The organism is Actinocorallia aurea (assembly GCF_054783995.1).
The window spans coordinates 140,763-158,238 of record NZ_BAAGPQ010000034.1 but is presented as its reverse complement, the minus strand read 5'-3'; the positions used below and the strand labels follow the sequence as shown (position 1 = coordinate 158,238).

The 17,476-nt window shown below is 75.4% G+C and carries 10 protein-coding genes; 2 read left to right on the top strand and 8 right to left on the bottom strand.

Going from position 1 to position 17,476, the window contains the following annotated elements:
* Positions 1–30: 30 nt before the first annotated feature.
* The 5 genes from ACYVOM_RS36485 to ACYVOM_RS36465 are packed head-to-tail and all read right to left on the bottom strand — an operon-like array spanning position 31 to position 12,090.
* Complete coding sequence (locus ACYVOM_RS36485; RefSeq protein ID WP_460308163.1) at positions 31–1,179, bottom strand: acyl-CoA dehydrogenase family protein; 1,149 nt, start codon at positions 1,177–1,179, stop codon at positions 31–33.
* Positions 1,172–2,152: an aromatase/cyclase gene (locus ACYVOM_RS36480; RefSeq protein WP_460308162.1), complete on the bottom strand. Its 981-nt coding sequence runs from the start codon at positions 2,150–2,152 to the stop codon at positions 1,172–1,174. The genes ACYVOM_RS36485 and ACYVOM_RS36480 overlap by 8 nt, the downstream gene beginning before the upstream one ends.
* Positions 2,149–8,163: a type I polyketide synthase gene (locus tag ACYVOM_RS36475; RefSeq protein ID WP_460308203.1), complete on the bottom strand. Its 6,015-nt coding sequence runs from the start codon at positions 8,161–8,163 to the stop codon at positions 2,149–2,151. Before ACYVOM_RS36475 ends, ACYVOM_RS36480 begins: the two co-directional genes overlap by 4 nt.
* Before the next feature lie 2 nt (positions 8,164–8,165).
* The gene (locus tag ACYVOM_RS36470; protein WP_460308161.1) at positions 8,166–11,078 is read right to left on the bottom strand and encodes a type I polyketide synthase; all 2,913 of its coding nucleotides are present in this window, start codon (positions 11,076–11,078) and stop codon (positions 8,166–8,168) included.
* The gene (locus ACYVOM_RS36465) at positions 11,071–12,090 is read right to left on the bottom strand and encodes an acyltransferase domain-containing protein (protein ID WP_460308160.1); all 1,020 of its coding nucleotides are present in this window, start codon (positions 12,088–12,090) and stop codon (positions 11,071–11,073) included. Before ACYVOM_RS36465 ends, ACYVOM_RS36470 begins: the two co-directional genes overlap by 8 nt.
* A 162-nt stretch (positions 12,091–12,252) precedes the next feature.
* On the opposite strand from ACYVOM_RS36465, the gene ACYVOM_RS36460 reads away from it, so the two are divergent.
* Positions 12,253–13,269 (top strand): ketoacyl-ACP synthase III family protein, encoded by a 1,017-nt coding sequence (locus ACYVOM_RS36460; protein ID WP_460308159.1) that lies wholly within the window; start codon positions 12,253–12,255, stop codon positions 13,267–13,269.
* Positions 13,270–13,302: 33 nt separating this feature from the next.
* On the opposite strand, the gene ACYVOM_RS36455 is transcribed toward ACYVOM_RS36460, so the two are convergent.
* From ACYVOM_RS36455 to ACYVOM_RS36445, 3 genes are read right to left on the bottom strand one after another with little or no spacing between them, the layout of a single operon-like run.
* Positions 13,303–14,637: an NDP-hexose 2,3-dehydratase family protein gene (locus tag ACYVOM_RS36455; protein ID WP_460308158.1), complete on the bottom strand. Its 1,335-nt coding sequence runs from the start codon at positions 14,635–14,637 to the stop codon at positions 13,303–13,305.
* Positions 14,634–15,539, bottom strand: a complete 906-nt coding sequence (gene rfbA, locus ACYVOM_RS36450; RefSeq protein ID WP_460308157.1) for a glucose-1-phosphate thymidylyltransferase RfbA — start codon at positions 15,537–15,539, stop codon at positions 14,634–14,636. Before rfbA ends, ACYVOM_RS36455 begins: the two co-directional genes overlap by 4 nt.
* Before the next feature lie 23 nt (positions 15,540–15,562).
* Positions 15,563–16,009, bottom strand: a complete 447-nt coding sequence (locus ACYVOM_RS36445) for a nuclear transport factor 2 family protein (protein WP_460308156.1) — start codon at positions 16,007–16,009, stop codon at positions 15,563–15,565.
* Between the two features lie 164 nt (positions 16,010–16,173).
* Here ACYVOM_RS36445 and ACYVOM_RS36440 point away from each other — a divergent pair, with 164 nt between their 5' ends.
* Positions 16,174–17,079 (top strand): MBL fold metallo-hydrolase, encoded by a 906-nt coding sequence (locus ACYVOM_RS36440; RefSeq protein WP_460308155.1) that lies wholly within the window; start codon positions 16,174–16,176, stop codon positions 17,077–17,079.
* Positions 17,080–17,476: the final 397 nt, after the last annotated feature.

Below are 17,476 nucleotides of genomic sequence, written 5' to 3'. Positions count from 1 at the left end.
CTCGGGCCGGAGCGGACCGCGCCTTGAGCCTCAGCGCCGCTTGGCGGCGGGTACGACGAAGCGGTGGTAGATCAGGTCGCGCAGGACGTCCTCGCCGCCCTCGACGACGGCGACGTAGCGCAGGTCGCGGACGAGTTTGCCGATGGGGTGCTCGCGGGTGTAGCCGAGGCCGCCGAACATCTCCGAGCCGAGCGTGGCGACCTGCCAGCCGGCCTGGCCGCAGAAGAGCTTCGCGGCGAGCGCCGAGCGCAGCGAGCCCGCCCGGTAGAGGGCGGCCGACGGGTCGGGTGAGGCGAGCAGCCCGTCGATCTCCGCGGCGGCGGCACGGCACTGGCTGCGCATGACGTCGATCAGCGTCTCGATCTGGCCGAGTTTCGCGGCGAACACCGCGTTGGCGGTGAGCGGGCCGCCGCGCACGCGCTTGCCTGCCGCGTAGTCGAGGGCGAGGTCGCGCACGCGCCGTGCCGCGCCGACCGCGGTCGCGGCGATGAGCACCCTGCTGGCGTTCAGGCCGACTTCGAGGTGGCGCAGTCCGTTGCCGCGCAGCCGGTGCGAGGCGGGCACCGCGCAGCCGGCGAGCCGCGCGCGGTAGGTGGCCGAGCCGCGCACGCCCACCATGTCCCACCGCTTGACGATCTCGACGCCGGGCACGTCGCGCGGCACCGCGACCATGGCGAAGTCGCCGTCGTCGTCGGCGGCGAGCACCAGGAGCAGGTCGGCGGCGTCGGCGTTGGTGGAGAAGAACTTCTCGCCGTCCAGGACGAGCGTGCCGCCCTCGTCGCGGAAGGTCGTCGCGGTGCGGGCGAGTTCGCTGCCCGCCTCCTGCTCGCTGCCCATGACGCCGAGGACCCCGCCCTCGCGGGCGAGCCGCTCAAGGACGGGCCGGGCCAGCTCGTCCGGGCCGTAGAGCTGGAGCATGAGGGTGCCGAGGACGGGCAGCAGCGCGCCGAACGCGAAGCCGGCGTCGCCGTAGGCGAGTTCGGACACGACGTCGACGCTCTCCTCCAGCGAGGCGCCGGTCCCGCCGAACTCGGCGGGGATCCACCAGTTCGCCAGGCCCGCCTCGTGCAGCCGCAGCGCCTCGGGCGCGGGCGGCTCGGGCAGCGAGTCGAAGTGCTCCTCCTTGCCGGTGAGCTCGGCGCGGGCGAAGGCGCGGACGCGCTCCAGGAGGTCACTCATCGCCGGCTCCGGCGCGTGCCGCCTCGTAGAAGGCGCGGGCGGCGACCATGGTCGCCCGGCTGTTCGCGCCGAGCGCCTGGCGGACCGCGTCGCGGGCGGCCTCCAGCGAGGCGGGCGGCATGGGCAGGGACGCGATCCCGACGGGGTCGAGCATGACCTGGTGGCGGGCGGTCACCGCGACCGTGCCGTCCTGCCGGGTCGCGAACAGCCACTCGCCGTTGTGCGCCTGGAGGGCCTTGGGCAGGATGGTCTGCTTGTAGACGACGCGGTGGGAGGGCTCGCACACCCGGTAGGACACCGTGGTGTGCACCGAGCCGTCCGGGGAGCGGGTGTCCATCTCCATGTACTGGAGGCCGTCGCCGTCCTCGCGCAGGTCGAGCCGGGCGACGTGCGGGAGGCGCTGCGGCCACAGGTCCGCCTCGTTGATGAACGCGTAGGCCTCCTCCTGGGAGCAGGTCATCTCCTCGGTGTCGGCGAAGTCGAACACCAGGCCCTGGGCGCCCGCGCCGAGTTCCGCGGCGTGCTTGAGCCGGGCGAGTTCGGCGAGGCTGTTGGCGTCGACGGCCGCGGCGATGAGGTCGTGCGCCGCGGGGTCGTCGCCGATCGCGCGGTAGGTGTGGTCGAGGGTGACGGCGCAGCCGTCGCCGGTCTCGCTGATCCACCACCGCCCGCTCATCTCCGCGACGGGCGCCTGCGGCCTGGTCTGGGCGAAGGAGACGGTCAGGGCGGCGGCGTCCAGCGACCTGTGCGACTCCCAGGACCGCAGGCCGCCCTGCGCGATCGCCCAGATCCGGACGGTCTCCTGCGCGTCGTCGCCGGAGACGCGCTCGGCGCGGACGGTGGGCGGGAAGTACAGCGGCCACAGGCTGACGTTCGCGATGATCCGGTAGACGGCGTCGGCGGGGGCCGCGACGTCGATCCGGTGCGCGACCTGCGTGGCGGGCGCGGCGGGGGCGCCGGGAGAGGTGGTCATGACTTTCCCTCCGTGGTGGTGGTGAGGTAGGCGACGAGGTCGCGCGGGGTGGGATGGTCGAGGACCGCGCCCGCCGGCAGGCGCAGGCCCGCCGCGGCGTTGATGCGATTGCGCAGGTCGACGCTCAGGAGGGAGTCGAAGCCGAGGCCCTTGAACTCCGCGTCGGGGTCGATGGCGTCGGGACCGGGGTGGCCGAGCACCTGGGCCGCCTGGGTCCGCACGAGCAGCATGAGGTCGGCGGGCGGGGCGTCGGTGGCCTCGGATGGCCGATGGCCGGTGGCCGAGGGGGCGGCGGTGGCGGGGTCCGGCACGCCGAAGAGCCTGCCCGCGCGGCTTCCGGCCCGCAGGCCCCGCGGGGCGGGCAGCAGGGGCGCCTGGAGCGCGGCCGGGGAGGCCAGGGCCGCGTCCAGGAGGGCGAGCCCGTCGGCGCCGTCCATCGGCGCGAGGCCGATCCTGGCGAGGGCGGCGGTCTGGGCCTCGGCGAGGTGGCCGGTCATGCCGGTGGACTGGCTCCACAGGCCCCAGGCGAGGGAGGTCGCTTCGAGGCCGAGGGCCCTGCGGTGCTGGGCGAGCGCGTCGAGGAAGGCGTTGGCGGCGGCGTAGTTGGCCTGGCCGGGGCTGCCTATCACCCCCGCCGCCGAGGAGAACAGGACGAAGGCAGACAGGTCGAGGTCGCGGGTGAGCTCGTGCAGCAGCCACGCGCCGCGGACCTTCGGCCGGACCGCGGCGCGCAGCTTCGCCGGGGTCATCCGGGTCAGCAGCCCGTCGCTCAGCACGCCCGCGGTGTGGAAGACCGCGCCGGGCGCGTGCGCGGCGACGAGCGCGGCGAGCGCGTCGGGCGCGGTGACGTCGCAGGCGGCGATGTGGGCGTCCGCGCCGAGCGCGGCGAGATCGGCCGCCAGTTCCCGCGCGCCGGGCGCCGCGGGTCCGCGCCTGCTCAGCAGGATCAGTCTGCGAACGCCGTGCGTCTCGGCGAGGTGCCGTGCGGTGAGCGCGCCGAGCCCTCCGGTGCCGCCGGTGATGAGGACGGGACGGTCGGGATCGAGCGACCGCGGCATCGTCAGCACGAGCTTGCCGCGGTGCCTGGCCCGGCTCAGCATCCGCAGCGGGGTCTTGCCCTGGCGCACGTCCCAGGTCCGGGTCGGCAGGTGGCCGAGCGCGCCCGCCGCGAACAGCGCGATCAGCTCGTCGAGGACCTCGCCGATCCGGTCGGGCGCGACGCCGAGGATGTTGTAGGCGCCGTAGCCGACGCCGGGGTGGGCCGCGGCGACCTCGGCGGCGGGCCGCAGGTCGGTCTTGCCCATCTCCACGAACCTTCCGCCGCCCGCGAGCAGGCCGAGCGAGGCGTCCACGGCCTTGCCGGACAGGGAGTTGAGCACGACGTCGACGCCGCGGCCGCCGGTCGCGGCGCGGAACTCCTCGGCGAAGGCGAGGCTGCGTGAGGAGGCGATGTGGTCGTCGGGAAGACCGTGGTCGCGGAGCGTCCCGTGCTTGGCGGGACTCGCCGTCGCGAAGACCTCCGCGCCGAGGTGGCGGGCGATCTGGAGCGCGGCGAGGCCGACGCCGCCGGTCGCGGTGTGCACCAGGACGCGGTCGCCGGGCCGGGTCCGCGCCTCGTCCACGAGGCACTGGTAGGCGGTGATGAAGACGATGGGCACGCCCGCGCCGTCGGTGAAGCTCCAGCCGGGCGGCAGCGGCCTGATCATCCGCTCGTCGGCGACGGCGACGGGGCCGAGCGCGCGGGCGAAGACGCCGAACACGCGGTCGCCGGGGTGGAACCCGGTGACCTCCGAGCCCGTCTCGGTGACGACGCCCGCGCCTTCCGCGCCCATGGTCCGCTCGGTGTCGACGAGGCCGAGGCCCACGGTGACGTCGCGGAAGTTCAGGCCCGCCGCGCGCACGTCGAGCCGCACCTCGCGCGGGCCGAGCGCGGCCGCGGCCTCCGGGTGCGGCACGAGGGCGAGGTCGTCGAGGGTCCCCCGGCTGGTGACGTCGAGCCGCCACGGGCCCTCCGGCGGCACGAACCCCGTGTCGGGCGCCGGGACGAGCCGGGGCCGCAGGAGGCGTCCCGCTCGGATGGCGAGCTCGTACTCCCCGCTGCCCAGCGCGCTGGGCAGCGCCGCGAGGGACGCGGGCGCGTCGTCGAGGTCGACGATGCGGAACGCGTCGGGATGCTCGGCCTGCGCGGCGCGCACCGCCCCGACGACCGCGGCGGCCCCCAGATCGGCGATCGGCTCGCGTTCGCTCGCCGCGAGCGCGCCCCTGGTCACCAGGGTGAGCCGGGCGCCGTCCTTGCGCGCCGCCGTCCAGGACCGCAGAAGGGCGACGGTCCCGGCGAGCACGGTCTCGGCGGCCGCCGCCGCGTCGGGGCCGCCCGGCGCGCGGACCTCGGCCACGACGTGTGCGGGCCACGGGTCGGGGAGCTCCTCCAGCGCGGCGAACACGCGCGGCGCGCCGAGGGAGGAGCCACCGAGCGCCGCCCAGTCCTCGGCGGGGGGCGCGGCGGGGGCGGCGCCGAAGGCGAGCGCGAGTCTGGCCGCCGCGGGTTCCGCGCCGGGCAGGGGCCGCAGCGCGAGCGCGTCGGCGTGCCCGGCCCGGCGGCCTTCCCCGTCGTACCAGGTGACGGCGAACTCGCCGTCACGCGCGGTGAGGACCGCCCGCAGCGTCTGCGTGCCGCCGGGCGGCGCGAGCACGCCGCGCCAGGCGAACGGCACGGCGAGGCCGCCTCCCGCGTGCGGCAGCGCGGCGTGCAGGGTGGCGTCGAGCAGCGCGGGGTGCGCCACGGCGAAATCGCCCAGGTCGCCGACCGCGTCGGGCAGGACGGCCTCGGCGAACACCTCCTCGCCCCGCGTCCACGCCGCCCGCACGCCGGCGAACGCGGGCCCGTAGCGGTAGCCGCGCTCGGCGAGATCGGCGTACATCCCGGCGACGTCGACAGGCGTCGCGTCGCGCGGCGGCCAGACCAGGGCGGAGGCGCCCACCGCGGGCGCGGCGGAAAGGCCGGCGGGGCTGAGCACGCCCGTCGCGTGCTGGGTCCACCCGCCGTCCGCCCCACGCGCGTGGACGGTCACCGCCCGCCCTCCCGCCTGGTCGGGCGCGGCCAGGACGAGCCTCAGGTCGAGCGGCCCGGTCAGCGGCAGCGCCGCCCCGAGCACGAGGTCGTCCACGACGGGCAGGCCGACCCGCCGTCCGGCCTCGCCGAGGAGGGCTAGGAAGAGGGTGCCGGGCACGAGCGCGCCGTCGCCGACGACGTGGTCGGCGGTCCAGGACCGGGCCGCGGGGTCCAGGCGGGCCGCGACGACGGTCTCGCCGGACGGCAGGTCCACCGGCTCGCCCGCCAGGCCGGACGCGGAGGCGGGCCGCGCCTCGATCCAGTGCCGGGCCCCGGCGAAGCGGTGCACCGGGAGGTCGACCGGCGCGCCGGCGGGCTGGAGCGGCGCGAGGTCGAGCGTGTCGTCGGCGTCGGGCAGGGCGACGGCGGCGGTGAGGAACTGGCCCAGGCCGCCCGAGCCCTTGCGCAGGGTCCCGGTGACGGTGCCGAGCGCCCCCGCGTCGTCGAGGGTCTCCTGGATCCCGAGCGTCAGCACGGGGTGCGGGCTCACCTCGACGAAGGTGCGGTGCCTGCGCGCGACGAGGTCGGCGATCACGGGGGCGAACCTGACGGTGCCGCGCAGGTTGTCGAACCAGTAGGAGGCGTCCATGGCGGGGCCGTCCACGACGGTGCCGGTCAGCGTCGAGTGCAGCGGGACCGAGGGCGTGCGCGGGGTGATCCCGGCGAGCCCGTCCAGGATCTCGTCCTCGATGCGGTCGACGGCCCCGGTGTGCGAGGCGTAGGACACCTCGACCCTTCGGGCGTCGACGCCCTCGGCCTCGCAGAGGGCGAGCAGCCGTCCGAGGTCGGCGGGGTCACCGCCGACGACCGTCGCCCGGGGGCCGTTGAGGGTGGCGAGGTCGAGGTCGCCGCCGACCCTGCCGAGGAGCTCGCGGGTGCCGCGGGCGTCCAGCGGCACCGAGGCCATGCCGCCGGTGCCCTCCAGCGCGGTGAGCGCGCGGCTGCGCAGCACCACGACGCGGCACGCGTCGGCGAGCGACAGCGCTCCCGCGACGCACGCCGCGGCGATCTCGCCCTGCGAGTGGCCGACGACCGCCGACGGGCGCACGCCGGCCGCCCGCCACAGTCGCGCGAGCGACACCATGACGGCGAACAGGGCGGGCTGGACGATCTCGGTGCGCTCCAACGCGCCCGAGCGGAGCACGTCGGTCAGGCGGCGGCCCCACAGCGGGGCGAGCTCCTCGGCGCACTCCCGCATCGCCTGGCGGAAGACGGGGGACTCCTCCATGAGGGCGAGGCCCATCTCGCGCCACTGCGCGCCCTGGCCGGGGAAGACGAGGACGGGGCCCGCCGGGTCGGGGTGCCGCTCGGTCCGCAGCACCGCAGGGGAGCCGTACTTTCCCGAGGCCGACGGGGCGGGCGCGCCGTCGGCGAGGGCGGCGAGGCCCGCGGTGAGGCCCGCCGCGTCGTCGGCGACGACCGCGGCCCGGTGCGCGAACCTCGTCCTGCGGCGCAGCGTCAGCGCGACGTCCTCGGGGGCGGGGGCCCCGTCGCCCGTCACCGCGGCGTGCAGGGCTCCGGCCTGGCGTCGCAGGGCCGCGGCGTCGGGCGCGCTGACCTGCCACACCAGCGGGCCCCGCGCCGCCTCGCGCGGGGCGGCCGCGGGCGGCGGGGCCTCTTCGAGGACCGTGTGGGCGTTGGTGCCGCTGATGCCGAAGGAGGAGACCGCCGCGCGGCGCGGGCGGTCCCCGGGAGACCAGGCGCGCGCCTCGGTGAGCAGGGCGAGTCCGCTGCCCTCCCAGTGCACGTGGCGGGTCGGCGCGGACACGTGCAGGGTCCTCGGCAGGGTCCGTGCGCGCAGCGCCTCGACCATCTTGATGACCCCGCCGACGCCTGCGGCGGCCTGGGCGTGCCCGAGGTTCGACTTGAGCGAGCCCAGCCACAGCGGCGCGTCCGCGGCCCTGCCCGCGCCGTAGACGGCGGCCAGGGCGCGGGCCTCGATCGGGTCGCCGAGCTCGGTGCCCGTGCCGTGCGCCTCGACCGCGTCCACGTCGTGCGGGCCGAGGCCGGCGGCGGCCAGGGCCCTGCGGACGACGTCCTCCTGGGCCTCCCGGCTCGGCGCGGTGAGGCCGTTGCTCGCGCCGTCGGAGTTGGTGGCGGTGCCCTTGACCAGGGCGAGGACGGGGAGGCCGCGGGCGATCGCGGCGCCGTGGCGGGCCAGCAGGAGCAGGCCCGCGCCTTCGGCCCAGCCGGTGCCCGCGGCGTCGTCGGAGAAGGAGCGGCAGCGGCCGTCGGGCGACAGCCCTCCCTGGCGGGCGAAGTCGACGAACATGCCGGGGGTCGGCATCACCGCCACTCCCCCGGCCAGGGCGAGGTCGCACTCGCCCTGGCGCAGCGCCTGCACGGCGAGGTGCAGCGCGACGAGCGACGACGAGCACGCGGTGTCGACGGTCACGGCAGGACCGCGCAGGCCGAAGCTGTAGGCGATGCGGCCCGAGAGCACGCTGGGCGAGCCGCCGGTGATGCGGTAGCCGCCGAGGGCTCCGTTGTCCTCGTGCATGCGCGGCCCGTACTCCTGGGCCATCGCCCCGATGAAGGCGCCGGTGCCGCTTCCGGCGAGGGCCTTGCGGCTCAGCCCGGCGCGTTCGAAGGTCTCCCAGGCGACCTCCAGGAGGACGCGCTGCTGCGGGTCCATCCCGTCGGCCTCGCGCGGGGAGATGCCGAAGAAGCGCGCGTCGAAGCGGTCGGCGTCTTCGAGGAACCCGCCCCGGGGCGGGGCGCCGTCGAGGGCGGCGCCCCAGCCGCGGGAGGCGGGCGCCTCGGCGACGGCGTCGACGCCCTCCGCGACGAGCCGCCAGAGGTCGCGCGGGGAGCGGACCCCGCCGGGGTAGCGGCATCCCATCGCGACGATCGCGATGGCCTCGCCGTCGCGGGAGGACGGTTCGGGCGCACGGGTCATCGTCACCACGGCCTTTCTTCGTTGACGGGCGCGGGCCCGTGTGACGCGTCGGCTTGGAGGGCCCGGATCAGGGCCGCGGGCGTCGGGTGGTCGAACAGCAGCGTCGTCGGCAGATCGCGGCCGAGGGTGCGGGCCAGCACGCCGCGCAGCGCCACGGACATCCGCGAGTCGAGGCCGAGTCCGGTGAAGGTGGCGTCGAGATCGAGGTCGGCGGCGGGCCGACCGAGGACGGCGCAGGTCCGCTCGGTCACCAGGGCGACGTGGTCGCCGGTCCAGGGCGCGCGGCGCGGGGCCGCCGCCCGTTCGGGGGGCGCGGCGTCCAGCCAGTGGCGCAGTCGCTGGAACGGGTAGCCCGGCAGGTCGGTCCGGTGCGCCGCGGGGCCGAAGAACGCGTCCCAGCCGACCGGGACGCCGCGGACGAACGCCGCGCCGAGCGTCTCGGCGACGCCCTCGGTCTCCTCGCCTGCGGCCAGCGGCGCGCTGAAGGTCTCCGCGGCGCCCCCGACGGTCTCGGCGGCGAGCGTGGACAGGCCGGGTCCCGGCCCGATCTCGACGAAGAACCGCGCGCCCAGCTCGTGCGCGGTCCGCACCGCGGGCGCGAACCGCACGGTCGAGACCAGGTGCCCCGCCCAGTAGGCGGCGGTCCCGAAGTCGCGCGGGTCGACCGGTTCGCCCGTGACGGTGGAGACGATCGTGGGCCCGGTCGGCTCGTGCCTGACGAGCTTGCCCGCGACCGCCTCGAGCTCGTCCTGGGCGGCGCGCATCAGCGGGGAGTGGGCGGCGATCTCGATCGGGAGCCTACGGGTCCGGCGGCCGCGGGCGCGGAAGGCCGCGGCGACCCTCTCGGCGGCCTCCTCCTCGCCCGAGACGACCACCGCGCGCGGCCCGTTGAGCGCGCCGACCGCGAGCACGCCGGCTTCCGCGGCGAGGAGTTCGCGCACCTCGTCCTCGGCGGCCTGGACGGCGACCATCGCCCCGCCGCGCGGCAGCCCGCTCATCAGCCGGCCCCGGTGCACGACGAGTTCCGCGGCGTCGGCGAGGGACAGCACCCCGGCGAGGTGCGCGGCGGCGACCTCGCCCTGGGAGTGGCCGACGAGGACGTCGGGGACCAGCCCGAAGGATTCGAGCAGCCTGTGCAGCGCGACCTCCAGCGCGAACAGCGCGGGCTGGGCGTAGGTCATCCGGTCGAGGAGGTCGGCGCGCTCCCAGAGCGCCTCCTTCAGGTCGGCGCGCAGGACCTCTTCGGCCGCCGCGCACGCCTCGTCGAAGGCGCGGGCGAACACCCCGTAGGTCCCGTGCAGGCCGCGGCCCATCCCGAGCCGCTGCATGCCCTGGCCGGGGAACAGGAAGGCCACACGTCCCCCGGCGGGCGTGCCGGAGACGACGCCGGGACGGTCGGGGCCGTCCGGGTCGCCTTCCTCGGCGAGGCCGCGCAGCCGGGCGGCGAGGTCGCCCCGGGCCGCGGCGACCACGGCGGCCCGGTGCGGGAGCGCGGCGCGGGTGGCGGCCGTGGAGTAGGCGAGGTCGACCAGCGCGGCCGCGCCGTGCTCCACGAGGTCCGCCGAGCGCGCTGCAAGGTCGCGCAGGGCGGCCTCGCTGCGGGCGGCCAGCAGGAAGGGCAGCGCCCGGCCGGGTTCGGCCCCTTGGCCAGATACGTCGGCGCGCTCCCCGGTCGGCGGGGCCTCGCCGAGCACGACGTGGCAGTTGGTGCCGCCCAGCCCGAAGCCCGAGACGCCCGCGACGAGCGGGCCGGGGACGCGCGGCCACGGCCGCGCCTCGATGCAGACCTCGATGCCGAGTCCAGCCAGGTCGATCGCCGGGTTCGGCTCGTCGTGGTGCAGGGTGGGCGGGAGCAGCCGCCGATGCAGCGCGAGCGCCGTCTTGACCACCCCGGCCAGGCCCGCCGCGCCCTCCAGGTGGCCGATGTTCGTCTTCACCGAGCCGACGAGCAGCGGCGCGTCCGCGGGACGGCCCCGGCCGAGCACGGCGCCGAGCGCGCGGGCCTCGACGGGGTCGCCGACCCGGGTGCCGGTGCCGTGCAGCTCCACGTACGCCGCGGTGGAGGGCGCGATGCCCGCGCGCCGGTAGGCGGCGACGAGGACGTCGCGCTGCGCGGTGCGGTTCGGGGCGGTCAGGCCGGGCCCTCCGCCGTCGTTGTTCACCGCCGAGGACAGGACCGTGCAGTAGACGCGATCGCCCGCCCGGGTCGCGGCGGACAGCGGCTTGAGCACGAGGACCGCCGCGCCCTCGCCGCGCACGATCCCGTCGGCCTTCGCCGAGAACGTGCGGCAGCGCCCGGTCGGCGACAGCGCGCCGAGCTCCTCCAGCACCAGGTCCCCGTCCGCCGAGAGGTTGAGCTGGACTCCCGCGACGAGCGCCGTCGCGCACTCCTGCCGGTGCAGCGCCGACGCCGCCTGGTGCAGGGCGACCAGCGAGGACGACTGGCCGCAGTCGACGACGAGGCTCGGGCCGGTGAGGCCGAGCGCGTAGGAGACCCGGTTGGCGAGGAACGCACGGGTCGTCCCGGTCATCGTGAACGGGCCGGGGCCCTCGGGCGCGCTGAGCCGCGCGTAGTCGTCGGCGCAGCAGCCGACGAACACGCCGACCGGCCCGCCCGGCTGCGGCCCGGGCACCGCGCGGGCGTCCTCGAAGGCGTGCCAGCACAGTTCGAGGAGCAGCCGCTGCTGCGGGTCGAGCGCCGCGGCCTCCAGCGCGGGGACGCCGAAGAACTCCGCGTCGAACTCCGCGACGCCCTCGACGTACCCGCCGGGGCGGCGGCCGGCCCGGTCCCCGGTCCCGGGGGCCACCGCGTCCCCGCCTTCGGCGAGCAGACTCCAGAACTCCTCGATGCCGGGCGCGCCCGGGAACCGGCACGCCATCCCGACCACCGCGAGCGGCTCCTCGCGCTCAGCCACGGCCGCCTCCCCCGACGCTCAGCGCGTGCCGCTCGCCCGTGAGCCAGGCGCGCGCCTCCGCCGCGGACGAGCGGTCCGCGGCGTCGCCGCGCGAGCGGGACGGCAGCAGCGAGCGGACCGCGCTGCGCCCCGCGGCGATCCGCGGCTGCCGCCGGGCGAGCCGGGAGAGCCCGTCGCCGGGGCCCGCTTCGAGCAGGAGGCAGTCGTGGTCGTCCAGGAGCCGGGCGAGGGTCGGGGCGAACCGGACGGTGCGCGCCGCCTGCCAGGCCCAGAAGTCGGGGTCGCGCGCGTCGCGGGCCGTCAGGACCCCGCCGGTGTAGGCGGAGTAGAGGGTGAGCCGCGGCTCGCGCCAGGCGACAGCGCGGAAGCCCGCGCGGGTCTCCTCGACGGCGCCGGCGACGACGGGGCTGTGGAAGGCCTGCCGGGCCGCCGCCGGACGGCAGATCACGCCGCGGTCCGCCAGGATCCGCGCCGCCTCGGCCAGCGGTGCGCTCTCCCCGGCGAGCAGGAGCTGCCGTGCGGCGTTGACGGCGGCAAGGTGGACCCGTCCGGTCGCCAGCAGATCGGCCACGTCGTTCACGGACGCGGCGACGGCGAGCATCCCGCCCGGGGGCGTCGCGGCGAACCTGTCGAGCCTGTCGCGCATGAGGGCGATGCCGTCGGCGAAGCTCAGCACGCCGGCGAGGGTCGCGGCGGCGAGCTCGCCCACGCTGTGGCCCAGCAGGGCCACCGGGACGGCGCCCCAGTCCATGACCATCCTGCCGAGCGCGTGGTTCACCGCGTAGAGCAGCGGCTGCGCGACGGTCACGTCGTCGTAGGCCTCGGGCGGGTCCGCGGCGAGCCAGGCGTCCCGCAGCCGCGGTCCCGCCTCGCCGAGCAGGGTGAACGCCTCGTCCATGCATGCGGTGAACGTCGCGTCGTGGCCGTAGAGCCCGGCGGCCATCCTCGGGTGCTGGGCCCCTTGGCCGGGAAAGACGAGGGCCGTCGCGGGGGGCGAGGGCGTGCGCGGCATCGGAGCTCCCTTCCTGTGCTCTGCCGCCGAGGCTAGGAGTGCCCGATCAAGACTCGCCTGAGCGCCGATGGAGGCGCGGCTCCGCCTGGACTTGAGGCTGCTTTGAGCCCGCGCGCCTAGCCTCGGCGCGTTTCCAGGCACGGGTAGGCGAAGGAGGCACGGGTGCTGATCGAGGACGTTTTCGTGGCGGGGGTGGGCCTGCATCTGCCCCCGGTGATGGACGCGGAGGAGGCCGTGGCGCGCGGGCTCACCGACGAGCGGACGGTGCGGCGGACCCGGATGCGGTCGGTGTGCGTCGCCGACGAGTCGGGCCCGGAGATGGCGGCGAAGGCGGCGCGGAAGGCGCTGGCCATGGCGGGGGCGGGGCCGCGGGACATCGACCTCGTCCTGCACGCCGCGGTGTACTACCAGGGACACGACCTGTGGGCGCCGGCCTCCTACGTGCAGCGGGAGTCGGTGGGCAACGCGTGCCCCGCGATGTTCCTCCAGCAGCTGTCCAACGGCGGGATGGCCGCGTTCGAGCTCGCGGTCTCCCACCTCCTCGCGAACGCCGCGCGGCGCGGTGCCCTGGTGACGACCGGCGACCGCTTCTGCCTGCCCGGGTTCGACCGCTGGGCCAGCGACCCCGGCACCGTCCTCGGCGACGGCGGGACCGCGCTCGTGCTGTCGCGGTCGGACGGTTTCGCGCGGCTGCGGAGCCTGGTCACGGTCAGCGATCCGGGCCTTGAGGCGATGGGCCGCGGCGACGACCCCTTCGGCGTGGTGCCGCTCGGCGCGGGCGTGCCCATCGGCATCGAGCGGCACCGGGCGGCGCTGGTGCGCACGCTGGGGCTGTCGCAGGTGGCCGAGCGGCTGCACTCGGGCCAGCAGGAGGCGCTCGACCTGGCGCTGGAGGAGGCGGACCTGGACGCCAAGGAGATCACCTGGTTCGTCACGCCGAACCTCGGCCACGCCAAGATGGACTTCCAGTTCTTCACCGCGCTCGACCTCGACCCAGGCCGCACCACGTGGCCGTGGGGCTCTACGGTGGGCCACCTCGGCGGCGGCGACCAGTTCGCGGGCCTGGCCCGGCTCGCCGCGACCGGGGGCCTCGCCGCGGGGCAGACGTGCGCGCTGGTGAGCGCGGGCGGATCGTTCTCCTGGACCGTGGCGATCCTCGACGTCCTGCGCGCGCCGTGAGGGGGCGCGGGGGCGGCCGCCCCCGCGCCCGGCTCAGCCCAGCGCGTTCAGGCACACCATGAGGGTCCGCGCCTGGACGTTCACGTAGTGGCAGTGCCTGAGCAGTTCGGTGAGCTGCGCCGCGGTCGCCCAGGCGAAGCCCGGCGGGGGCGCGTCGGGCACCCCGGGGCCGGCGTCGGCGATGACGTAGCGGCTCTCGGCGCGCAGGAACCGCCCGCCCTCCTCGGCGTGCACCGCCTCGAACCTGATCAGCGGCGAGCCCGGCGGCGGCACGTGGTCGAGGAACGCCTGGGAGCCGTAGGCCGGGACCGCCCGCGACATGCGCTGCACCGTCGGGCCCAGCTCGACGCCGTCGCGGAAGCCCGGCTCGGGGAGCGCCTGCACCAGGACGTGCGTGACGCCGCCGAACTCGCGGACGAGGAAGGCCGCCAGGCCCCTGCCGACGGGCTCGATCAGCGGCTGCGACCAGGAGGCGACCTCGCGGGCCTCGGCCCTGACGTCGACGGCGACGACGCGGAAGCCCGCGCCGTCCTCCCGGCTGATGGCGGTCGGGCCGTACCGCCAGCCCGGCAGGCCCGCGAGCGGGAGGCGGACCGCGGGCGGGCCCGCGTCGGCGCGCCGGTCGGTGAACCAGCTCAGCAGCTCCTGCGTCGGCGTCACCGGGACGTCGCGGCCTTCGGCGGCGGACTCGGCCCGCGGAAGGCAGGACAGGACCGTCCTGGCGTCCATGTTGACGACGTTGTCGCGGCCCAGGAGCGCGTGGAGCTGGGCGAGGGTGACCCAGCGGAAGTCCTCGTGCTCCTCCACCGGGCCGAGCGCCTCCACCACCATGTTCCGGTTGCGCTTGCCCCGGAACCAGTCGCCGTGCTCGGACTGGAGCACGTCGGCGACGACCCTTCCGCGGCCCGGCCCGAGGAAGTGCTCCAGGTGGCGGACGGGCGAGCCCCGGTGCACGCGGGTGTAGTTGCTGCGCGTCGCCTGGACGGTCGGCGACAGCATCACCGGGCAGGGGTTGCCGGGCTCCATCTTGGCCTGCATGAGGAAGTGCAGCACCCCGTCGAACTCCTTGGCCAGGATGCCGAGGATCCCGATCTCCGGCTGGTCGATGACCGGCTGGTGCACCGGGCCGTCCGGGCCGCCGATCCGCAGGCCCTCGACGGTGAAGAACCTTCCGCTGTCGTGCACGAGGTTGCCGGTGCCGTCGGCGAAGCGCCAGCCGCGCAGCGCGCCGAACGGGATCGGCTCGATCGCGAAGCGGTGCGCGTCGGCGCGCTCGCGCAGCCACCGGTGGCACTCCGCGGCGCTCTCGCTCGCGACGGGGGCCGCCGAGACCGCCAGGCGCTCGGCGAGCGGCACGCCGCGGCTCACCGTGCGTCTCCGGCCGGGAACCTGACCGGCAGCGTCTCGGCCGCGACGCTCATCACGTACCTTCCGTAGGACGACTTGGCCTGGCGCTCGCCCAGCCTGCGGCACTCCTCCGCGTCGATGTAGCCCATCCGGTAGGCGATCTCCTCAAGGCACGCGATCCGCACGCCCTGGCGCTCCTCCATGGTCTGCACGTAGAGCGCGGCCTTGAGCAGCGACCCGGGCGTGCCGGTGTCGAGCCAGGCGAAGCCCCGGCCCAGGTCCACGAGCCGGGCCTTGCCCCGGGCGAGGTACCAGCGGTTCACATCGGTGATCTCCAGCTCCCCGCGGGCCGAGGGCCGCAGGTTCTTGGCGACGTCGATGACGTCGTTGTCGTAGAGGTAGAGGCCGGTGATCGCGCGGTTGGAGCGGGGCTCGCGCGGCTTCTCCTCGATCGAGACGAGCACGCCGGTCTCCGGGTCCGTCTCGCCCACCCCGTAGCGCTCGGGGTCGCTCACCGGATAGCCGAACAGGACGCAGCCGTCGACCGGGCCGGCGTGCCGGGCGAGCAGCTCGCTGAGCCCGGGACCGTGGAAGATGTTGTCGCCCAACACCAGGGCGACGCTGTCGCCGCCGATGAAGTCGGCGCCGAGCGTGAACGCCTCGGCCAGGCCCCTCGGCTCCTCCTGCACGGTGTAGCGCAGCGAGACGCCGAGCTGGACGCCGTCGCCCAGCAGTTCCTGGAACTGCGGGAGCGCCGACGGCGTGGTGATGATGAGGATGTCCCTGATCCCGGCCAGCATCAGCACGGACAGCGGGTAGTAGATCATCGGTTTGTCGGAGACCGGCAGGAGCTGCTTGGACACGGCGAGCGTGATCGGGAACAGCCGTGTGCCGGTCCCGCCGGCGAGGACGATGCCCTTCATCTCGTCTCCCTGGGCGCGGCGGCTCAACCCGCCGCGGTCGCGGGCTTGTCCTGATGGATGACGCGCAGCTTCGTGCGGATCTCGCCGTCGGCGCCGCGGACGAGTTCGTCGTGGACGGTGAAGGTCGGCTCGAAGTCGACCTTGCCTGCGGCGTCGGTGCGGGTGACGAGCGAGTAGTAGGCGACCTTCCAGCCCTCCTCGGTCGGCTCGATCAGGAGGTGGTCGAACCAGTGCCGGACGGCCACCGACCGGTAGCGGGGCAGCGCGGCCCGCATCATGGCCAGCATCGCCTCGCGGCCGTCGAGGCGCTCGCCGCGGTGGGCGTGGTCGACCGCGCCGTCCTCGGTGAACGTCTCGGCGTAGTCCTCGACCTTCAGGGCGTCGAGCAGGTGCATCTGGCGGGCGTAGAACGCCAGGATGGCGACGTAGTCCTCGGCGGGCACGGTCGCGGTTGCCGCGGTGCGTCCCATGGTCTGCTCCTTCACTGCGGTGGGTCTCGGGGGCCCGATCGTCATCCGATGCGCTCTAACCGTGCTGGACTCTCAGTCGATGCGGGCCTCTCCTCCGGCTCCAGCGAGGCTCCGACGGCCCGTGCGAGGTTCGCCGCACAAGCGACGGAGAGGGGAGGCGGGCGATGCTCGAGAAGACAGGAGCGCCCCGGCTGCAGCAGGTGGCCGACGGCGTCCACGCCTACGTCCAGCCGGACGGGGGCTGGTGCGTCAACAACGCGGGGATCGTGCGGCGGGACGGGGCGACGGCGCTCGTCGACACCGCGGCGACCGAGCGGCGCACCCTGGCGCTGGCCGAGGCGGTCGACGGGCTCGCGCCCGGCGGCCCCGACTACGTGGTGAACACCCATTTCCACGGCGACCACACGTTCGGCAACGGCTGCTTCAAGCCGCGGGCGGTGATCGTCGCGCACGAGAACTGCGCGCGCGACCAGGAGATCGCCGGCCCCGGCCTGCGCGGCCTGTGGCCGCAGGTCGAGTGGGGCGCGACGCCGATCGTGCTTCCCGACATCGTCTACCCGGGCCCGGCGGCTTCCCTCGACGGGTTCGGCGGGGCCCTCGAACTGCTGCATCCGGGTCCCGCGCACACCGAGGGCGACACCGTCGTCTGGCTGCCCGAGGACGGCGTGCTGTTCGCCGGCGACATCGTCTGGTCCGGGATCACCCCGTTCTGCCTCATGGGCTCGGTCACCGGTTCGCTGAAGGTGCTCGACGCGCTGCGCGCGCTCGGCGCCGACGTCGTCGTGCCCGGGCACGGACCCGTCGGCGGACCCGGGCTGATCGACGAGACCGGCGCGTACCTGACGTGGCTGCTCGAAGTGGCCGAGGCGGGGCTGCGCGCCGGGCTCAGTCCGCTCGACGCCGCGCGCGCCGCGGATCCGGGCGTCCACCGACTGCTGGCCGATCCGGAGCGGATCGTCGGCAACCTGCACCGGGCGTACGCCGATCTCACGGCGGGCCGGCCCGACCAGGCCCTGGCGTTCGCGGAGATGGTGGAGTTCCACGGAGGGCTTCCCGCCTGCCATGCGTGAACGGCGGAACCTTTCGTCGCACCGCATTCGCCAACACAGAATTTTCAGTGAGAAACACGGTTGTAATGAGCGTGTGCCAACCTGCTCTATTTGTTTTGTCCCAATACATTCACAATGAAGTACCGACCGAGAGAGAATTGCAGGAAGTTTAGACCGGGGCATAGCGGAAAAAGATTTCCGCCGCCCTCTCGGAGCGTCATACGCATGATCAGAGGTCGCACGGCATCCGCTACCGGATGGATCTTCGTGCATTCACATCCGATCCACGAACAGGCCACCCGATCATCCACAATTGGCCACGGATGTGAGAAACCCCGCATCGGGTTGCCAACCATGATCACGGCACGGAGAATACTTCCGTTAAAGCTCACCTGAATAGCACTGATTCACGGTCCGG